Raw genomic sequence first — 532 nt, 5'->3', positions numbered from 1 at the left:
CCCTGCCGGTAGCGCCAGCGGTACCTTCACCATCACTGCACCGGACGACGTATTCGTCGGTGGCCAGCCGAGCATCGTCAACAAGATCGAGTCGGTTGCCGGTGGCGATAACTTCGAGAAGCTGACTCTCGGCGACAACTCGGTCACCACAAAGGTGACTGACGAGCCAGGCACTGGCACGCCAGGCACCGACAACCAGGGCGACAAGGTCACCGTCACCATCGTCGGCAAAGGCGATGTCACCGAAGACCAGCAGCCGGCCTTCACCGTCAAGGTCAGCCAGAAGCTCGACCATGACCTGACTGTCACGCTGTCCAACGGCGACAAGGTTGTCATCCCAGCCGGTCAGACCGAAGCCGAGTACAAGGCGAAAGCCCAGGGCGATGACGTCTTCAAGGACGGCGATACCCTAACCGTCGGCATCACCGATGCCGCCGTCGACGGCAAGGCCTTCGAGAATCTGGAGCTGGGTGGCAATGCCTCGGTGCAGATCACCGACACCATCAGCGAGGTCGTTGCGACCCTCACCGCC

Annotated in this window: 1 protein-coding gene; it reads left to right on the top strand. The window is 62.0% G+C overall.

Annotated features, from left to right (window positions below):
• A partial coding sequence (locus POF53_RS25940; protein WP_337994577.1) for an immunoglobulin-like domain-containing protein occupies nt 1-532 on the top strand: 532 nt, incomplete at both ends.

It is taken from the genome of Mitsuaria sp. RG (assembly GCF_028369275.1).
GTDB lineage: Bacteria > Pseudomonadota > Gammaproteobacteria > Pseudomonadales > Pseudomonadaceae > Aquipseudomonas > Aquipseudomonas peradeniyensis.
This window is presented reverse-complemented; position numbering and strand designations above follow the sequence as displayed.